General features: G+C 61.3%; 9 protein-coding genes. 2 read left to right on the top strand and 7 right to left on the bottom strand.

The features are described 5' to 3' along the window. Window positions 1-136: 136 nt before the first annotated feature. The 6 genes from GTW25_RS17445 to GTW25_RS17420 all read right to left on the bottom strand — a co-directional run bounded on the left by GTW25_RS17445 (window position 137) and on the right by GTW25_RS17420 (window position 3,536). The gene (locus GTW25_RS17445) at window positions 137-754 is read right to left on the bottom strand and encodes a YfbR-like 5'-deoxynucleotidase (RefSeq protein WP_372493233.1); all 618 of its coding nucleotides are present in this window, start codon (window positions 752-754) and stop codon (window positions 137-139) included. After that, window positions 751-1,596: a CAF17-like 4Fe-4S cluster assembly/insertion protein YgfZ gene (gene ygfZ, locus GTW25_RS17440; RefSeq protein WP_252913492.1), complete on the bottom strand. Its 846-nt coding sequence runs from the start codon at window positions 1,594-1,596 to the stop codon at window positions 751-753. Before ygfZ ends, GTW25_RS17445 begins: the two co-directional genes overlap by 4 nt. Window positions 1,597-1,662: 66 nt before the next feature. Beyond that, window positions 1,663-2,295 carry a hypothetical protein gene (locus GTW25_RS17435; protein ID WP_252913491.1) on the bottom strand — a complete coding sequence of 211 codons (633 nt, stop codon included), beginning with the start codon at window positions 2,293-2,295 and terminating at the stop codon, window positions 1,663-1,665. A 39-nt stretch (window positions 2,296-2,334) separates the two neighbouring features. Continuing rightward, on the bottom strand, window positions 2,335-2,592 hold the full coding sequence (locus tag GTW25_RS17430) for a hypothetical protein (protein ID WP_252913490.1): 258 nt from the start codon (window positions 2,590-2,592) through the stop codon (window positions 2,335-2,337). Window positions 2,593-2,715: 123 nt separating this feature from the next. Next, window positions 2,716-3,087, bottom strand: coding sequence for a TIGR02301 family protein (locus tag GTW25_RS17425; RefSeq protein ID WP_252913489.1), 372 nt, complete (start codon window positions 3,085-3,087; stop codon window positions 2,716-2,718). A 5-nt stretch (window positions 3,088-3,092) separates the two neighbouring features. Beyond that, window positions 3,093-3,536, bottom strand: coding sequence for an NUDIX hydrolase (locus GTW25_RS17420; protein ID WP_252913488.1), 444 nt, complete (start codon window positions 3,534-3,536; stop codon window positions 3,093-3,095). Window positions 3,537-3,580: 44 nt separating this feature from the next. Between GTW25_RS17420 and GTW25_RS17415 the strand changes: the two genes are divergently transcribed. Continuing rightward, window positions 3,581-4,330 carry an SOS response-associated peptidase gene (locus tag GTW25_RS17415; protein ID WP_252913487.1) on the top strand — a complete coding sequence of 250 codons (750 nt, stop codon included), beginning with the start codon at window positions 3,581-3,583 and terminating at the stop codon, window positions 4,328-4,330. Between the two features lie 2 nt (window positions 4,331-4,332). Here the strand turns inward: GTW25_RS17415 and GTW25_RS17410 are convergent, their stop codons facing one another. Further along, the gene (locus GTW25_RS17410) at window positions 4,333-4,503 is read right to left on the bottom strand and encodes a transcriptional regulator (RefSeq protein ID WP_252913486.1); all 171 of its coding nucleotides are present in this window, start codon (window positions 4,501-4,503) and stop codon (window positions 4,333-4,335) included. A 343-nt stretch (window positions 4,504-4,846) separates the two neighbouring features. On the opposite strand from GTW25_RS17410, the gene cysS reads away from it, so the two are divergent. Beyond that, window positions 4,847-6,277, top strand: coding sequence for a cysteine--tRNA ligase (gene cysS / locus GTW25_RS17405; RefSeq protein ID WP_252913485.1), 1,431 nt, complete (start codon window positions 4,847-4,849; stop codon window positions 6,275-6,277).

Here is a 6,277-nt window from a genome sequence, read left to right as displayed (position 1 = left end):
ACACCGCAATCGCCGCGAGATCCGGCTCCAAGAAACTCGCCATCATCGCCGTCGCAAGGAAACTCCTCACCGTCCTCAACGCAATGCAACGCGAACAAAAACAATACGCCTGAAAACACAGTTGCCAGGCCTCGCCCTATCCACTACGCACTGCTTTCTCGATCTCGGCAAACCGCGCCAGAAACGCATCTTGCACCACTGTCGCGGCTTGGGGATCCAGCGAAAGCTCGCCGGCCGTAACGCCCGTCGGTCGGCCGAAAAATTTCACCGCTTCTGCCATGCCGAACCCCGCGAGCCGCGTTGCCTCGTGATAGGCGGCGATCTGGTCGGCGCGCTTGATCGCCTTTTTGATCGCGGCGGGCAGGACAGGCGGCAGGCCGAAGTGCAGATGGATCGCGGTTTGAAGGCGTTGCTCGACGGCCCGGTAGCTGTCGCCGATCTGACGCTTGAAAGGCGAGATCATGTCGCCGATCACATATTCGGGCGCGTCGTGGAGCAGCGCGGCCAGTTTCCAGCGTGGTTCGGGATCGCTTTCGATCGAGCCGAAGATGGCCTCCACCACCAGCGAGTGCTGTGCCACCGAAAAGGCATGTGCGCCATGAGTCTGCCCGTTCCAGCGCGCCACGCGCGCGAGCCCGTGCGCGATATCCGAAATCTCGATGTCGAGCGGGGACGGGTCGAGCAGGTCGAGCCTGCGTCCCGACAGCATGCGCTGCCAGGCGCGCGCGGGGGCGCCGGGACGGTCGGGCATCAGGCGTCGCTTTTGGCTTCGGGCAGCGTGTAGCGTGCCCATGACGGGATGGTCAGCATCACGCGCGCGCCGCCTGCCACGATGTCGTCGCCGGCATCGAGCGCGTCCTTGACCTTGTCGATGCGCATGATGGCGATGGCAGCGCCGTCAGCGCTCGATCCGAGCTTGCCGATGCTGCGCCCGTTGACGGTGACGTCCGAGCCTGCATCCGGAAGACCGACATCGGCGTGCGCGATCATCACGCGCCTTCGCGCAGTGCCGCGGTGTTGCATGCGTGAGACGACTTCCTGACCGACGAAGCATCCCTTCTTCAGACCGACGCCGCCGTTCTGGTCGTAGAGCACGTCATGCGGGAAGACGTCCGACAGGTCGAAGTCGCTGCCGCTTTCGGCGATGCCGTTGGCCGCGCGAAGGGCGATCCAGGCTGACGCGTCCGTCGTGGCGTTCGGCACTGCCGCGTGATAACGGATGACCGGCTCTTCGAAACGCGTGTCGCGCAAGCTTGAATCTGAAGGTGAAGCTGCGGATTCATCTCCCCACGAAATGGCCACAACCTGTTCGCTTTGCTTGGAAATTTCGACCTTGGCGCGCAGCTTGTAGATCGTCAGTCGCTTGACGAGATCGTCGGCCATTTCGGCACTGCACTCGATCACGAACCCGTCGCCAGCACGCGAAATCAGGAAGTCGAACAGGATTTTGCCCTGCGGCGTCAAAAGCGCGCTGGGCCGCGCTTCATGCGCGCCCAATGCCGCAAGATCCGTCGTGATCAGGTTTTGCAGGAAATGCTCGGCGTCTTGGCCGGTGACGGCGATGAGCGCGCGGTCGGTGAGATGGACGACGGGCATGAATCGGACCTTCAGGATCGAAAGACCGATACCTAAGCGCCTCTCGGCGATCGGACAAGCCTCGCTTCATTCACCGCCGATGAAGAACTCCCACTCGCCGTCGGGCGAAATGCCGACACGGAAGAAGACATAGGTTCCGTAGGTCTTCATTTCCTCATAATCGCCGGCAGTGACCAATTTGAAGAGTTCGACGCGTTGCGGTGGCGTCAGACCGGCGATCGGAATGGCAACGAAATAGGGCCAGACATAGAGTTCCTCGGGCGTCCCGGCGTCGAGATGAACGAAGCCGGCGGCCAGAACCTCGTAGAGGATCGCGAGTATCTCGTGTCCTTCGTCGTCGCCAGAAAGTGTGCGCAGGAAATCGATCGGGTCGCCGTCCATACCCGCAAGGGATAATTGTGTAGCCCTCGCGCCGGTCGACAGGAACTGGCGCAGCGCCTCGATGTCGCCGGCCTTGCACGCATCCATGATGCGCTCGCGCATCCGCGCTACGGGCTCGGGAAGGGTCGATATGTCGTAGAGGATGGCAGGCGGCGTTTCCTCGGCCGTTCTGCCCGGAGTGGATCGCAGCGGGTCGGGCAGGGGAATTTCGAACGAGGGCGGGTCGCCGACATCGGGAAGTTCGCTGAGTGCGAAACCCGGCGTCCCAAAAAATGCCAGGAAAAATGCGGGGAAAATGGAGCGGATACGCATCGGCATGGCGTCGATGCTAGCACAACGGGAGATGGCGCGCGCTGCTCAATGCAATTTCTTGTCGCCGTCGAAGGCGCCGGAGAGCGCGAGCTTGCGCATCTTCTCCAGAAGCAGGACGGCCGAATCCTCGCCGGCCGTCTTCACCAGTTCCCGCAACGCGGTAGCAAGTGCCGCCTCGGCGATGATCTCGGGCTCGATGCCGGCCGAAAGACCTTCCGCCCATGCTTCGCTGTGACTTTCGACAGCCGTCAGGTGCTTTTCTTCGCGAATGATCGCGTCGATATCGTTGAGGCTGTAGTTCATCGGTCTATCCTTGACGCCGATTGAAGCTCGGCATTTGAGTTATGTCGTCCAGGACTGGTTAAGTCTTTTTAACACAACAAAAATGTCACGCATGAAGACTTTGATTAAAAAGTTAATCGAATGCTAATTGCCGTAGCGCGTAGCGGTATCGCGCGTCAGCGCCTCGCCTTCCTTCATGTAGCGCCCGATCGCTTCCACCGCGGAGGGCGTACAGCGCGAATAGTTGCGCTCGAACGCCTGATAGCCTGAATTGAAACTTGCCACGAAGCGGGCGCGCCGTGTCTCATCGGGGTCTTCGGCTTCCAGCAACTGCTCCATATGAGCGAACCATTCATTGCTGGCCTCGCCGCACAGATTGCGCAGGAAATGGAGCGCACCCAGCACTTCCGACAGGCGCACGAGATTGGCCTCGAACGGTGAATCGACGGCCCGCGCGGCATTGCCCAAGGGCATCAGCAGTGCGGCAATCAGAACCGTGCGTGTAAGGAGGCGCATATTCGTCAGGACTCGCGCGATGATGTGACCGGTTCCTCTAATCGCTCGGCTGTCGGGCCGCAATGTGACGTGGCGAGATCGCGGGCCATTTCCAGCGTCGAAAGCGTCACGTCGAGCGATGCCATGTCCTCGAGCGTGTACCAGCCCACCGCCTCCGCGTCGTCGCCGGCGACCGCATCGCCCTCGGCGTCGAGGCAGAGGAATACATCAAGTTCGTAAAGCACCTCTTCGCCATCGATCTCGACCCGGCTGATAGGCGTGAGACGGCCGGGCACCAGGGCCGTTTCCTCGATGAATTCACGCCGAGCGGTTTGCTCCGCCGTCTCGCCAGCCTCGGAGCGTCCTCCGGGAAACGCGTATTGCCCACGCGCCGCGCCGCGCCCGCGCAGCACCAGCAGGAACCTGTCGTCGCGGATGGCAGCGACCGATGCGGCCTTTATGCGTTTCAACCCGGTCTCTCCCATTCCGGTTCGTGAGAGTCTACATAAGGCGCATGTGTGGACGTTTCGTGCTTAACCAGACCGCTGCCGAGATCGAGGCGGTTTTCGGCGTCATGGATTATGAAGGCGGCATCGCGCCGCGCTTCAACATCGCGCCGACGCAGCCCGTGCTGATGATCGGAAAGGGTTATCCGCGCGCCCCCGGCTCGAACCTGCCGGACAGATGCGCGATTCTGGTGCGATGGGGGCTGCTGCCATCCTGGGTAAAGGACGTGAAGGGCTTCCCGCTGCTTTTCAATGCGCGGTCCGAAACGGCAGGCGAAAAAGCCACATTCCGTGCGGCGCTGCGCCATCATCGAACGCTGGTGCCGGCAAGCGGCTTCTATGAATGGAAGCGGACGGGCAAAGCCGGCGCGCAGCCCTACCTCATCAGACCGAAACGCGGCGGCCTGATCGCCTTTGCCGGACTGATGGAAACCTATCTCGACCCGAACGGAAGCGAGATGGATACGGGTGCGATCCTGACGACGAACGCGAATGAGACGCTCGCGCCGATCCATCACCGCATGCCGGTGGTTATTCAGGAAGAAGATTTCGAACGCTGGCTCGACTGTATTAACAACGAGCCGCGCGATGTCGCCGACCTGATGCGGCCTGTGGAGCCGGATTTTTTCGAGGCGATCCCGGTTTCGGACCGCGTCAACAAGGTCGTCAATGACGATCCGGGTCTTCTCGATCCGGCGCCTGACGCGCCGGAGCCTGTCAGCGAGGAGCGAAAGGCGGACCAGCTCTCGCTCTTTTGAAATCAACCGGCGTTCTTGAGAACCTGCGGATTGCGGACATGCGAAACGACCTGCTTGCGCGGCGAGAAGATGAGCGCCGCGAGCACGGCCGCCGGGCCGATCCCACGATAATGGCTGGTCAGAGACTTGTATTCGACGCGTTGTCGTTCGGATTTGGTGGCGAGGATCGGCATTTCTTCTATCCTTAGAGGCAAGGTTGCTGCGAACCATTTCAAGGTGGTGGTCGATTGAGACAAAACCTTGTCGAGGAGGTAGGGAAATCATGACAATTCTAACCAATTTCGATGGTCATGCTTAACCAATTCTTTATGTGACTTTTCCGCCACGTCCGCCATCACCGCGCTTGACGCGCATCATCGGCGGCGCGATAAAGCGGGCATGAAAACGTGTATCGCCATTACCGGCATTTGCATTATCGGCTAGCAGCCCGCTGGTCCGGACGTTTTCGCCCTTCCGATCGTGAACGAGAAAACCTCCCGGCCAGCCGGGTGATATGGTTCTTTGGAAGGTTCGTTCATGACTGAAGCGCCGCACTTGCGCTTGACCAACACGCTGACGCGCACGAAGGAGCCGTTCCGGCCCATCGATCCGGCGAATGTGCGCGTCTATGTGTGCGGTCCAACGGTCTACGACTTCGCCCATATCGGCAATGCACGGCCCGTCATCGTCTTCGACGTGCTCTTCCGTCTGCTGCGCCATGTCTATGGCGCGGAACACGTCACCTATGTCCGCAACATCACCGACGTCGACGACAAGATCAACGCGCGTGCCCTGCGCGATTTTCCCGACCTGCCGCTGAATGCAGCGATCCGCAAGGTCACCGAGACGACGGCGAACCAGTTCCATGAGGACGTCGCGTCCCTCGGCTGCCTTGCACCGACGCACGAGCCGCGCGCGACCGAGTTCGTTTTGCCGCGCGACGACGGCAAGGCGGATATGGTGACGTTGATTCAAAGCCTGATCGATCGCGGCCATGCCTATGCGGTTGCAGGCGAAATCCTGTTCGATACAGCATCGATGGCCGATTACGGAGGTTTGTCTGGCCGCAATCTCGAAGACCAGCGCGCCGGTGCGCGGGTGGCAGTGGATGCGCATAAGAAGAACGCGGGCGATTTCGTCCTGTGGAAGGCATCGAGCGCGAGCGAACCGGGCTGGGACGCGACGTTCACTATCGATGGCGAGAGGCTGGGCATTCGCGGGCGACCGGGCTGGCACATCGAGTGCTCGGCCATGTCGGCCGCTTATCTCGGCGAAGTCTTCGACATTCATGGCGGCGGGCTCGATCTGATCTTCCCGCACCACGAGAACGAGATTGCCCAGTCGCGCTGCGCGCACGGTACCGAAATGATGGCGAATTACTGGATGCATAACGGCTTTTTGCAGGTCGAAGGCCGCAAGATGTCGAAGTCGGAGGGCAATTTCGTCACCATCAACGAATTGCTGGCGACGCAGAAATTCGGCGGCCGCAGATGGCCCGGCGCGGTGCTGCGTCTGGCCATGCTGATGACGCATTATCGCGAGCCGATCGACTTTTCCGTGCGGCGTCTGGAGGAGGCGGAAAACATCCTGCGGCGCTGGATGCGTGTTGCGGATCAAGCGCACGGCGAAGGTGAGATCGCACCGGCCGTTCTGGATGCGCTCGCCGACGACCTGGCGACAAGCGATGCAATCCATGCATTGACGCAACTGGCGGGCGTCGGCACGCCCGAATCTGCCGCCTCGCTGAAGGCGACGCTCGCATTTCTCGGGCTGGAGGCTGAAGCGGTCGAGGTCGACGAGGCCGAGGTTGCGCGCTTCGTTGCTGAACGCCTCGCCTTCATCCGCGACAAGAACTGGGGCGAGGCCGACCGCATCCGCGACGAACTCCTGGAACAGGGCGTCCAGTTGAAGGACGGCAAGGACCCGGCGACGGGCGAGCGCGTGACGACCTGGGAAGTGAAAAGGTGA

The sequence above is a fragment of the Aliihoeflea aestuarii genome, from assembly GCF_024105665.1.
Classification (GTDB): Bacteria; Pseudomonadota; Alphaproteobacteria; order Rhizobiales; family Rhizobiaceae; genus Aliihoeflea; species Aliihoeflea aestuarii.
The sequence above is the reverse complement of the archived record's forward strand: the minus strand, read 5'-3'. Positions and strand labels throughout refer to the sequence as shown.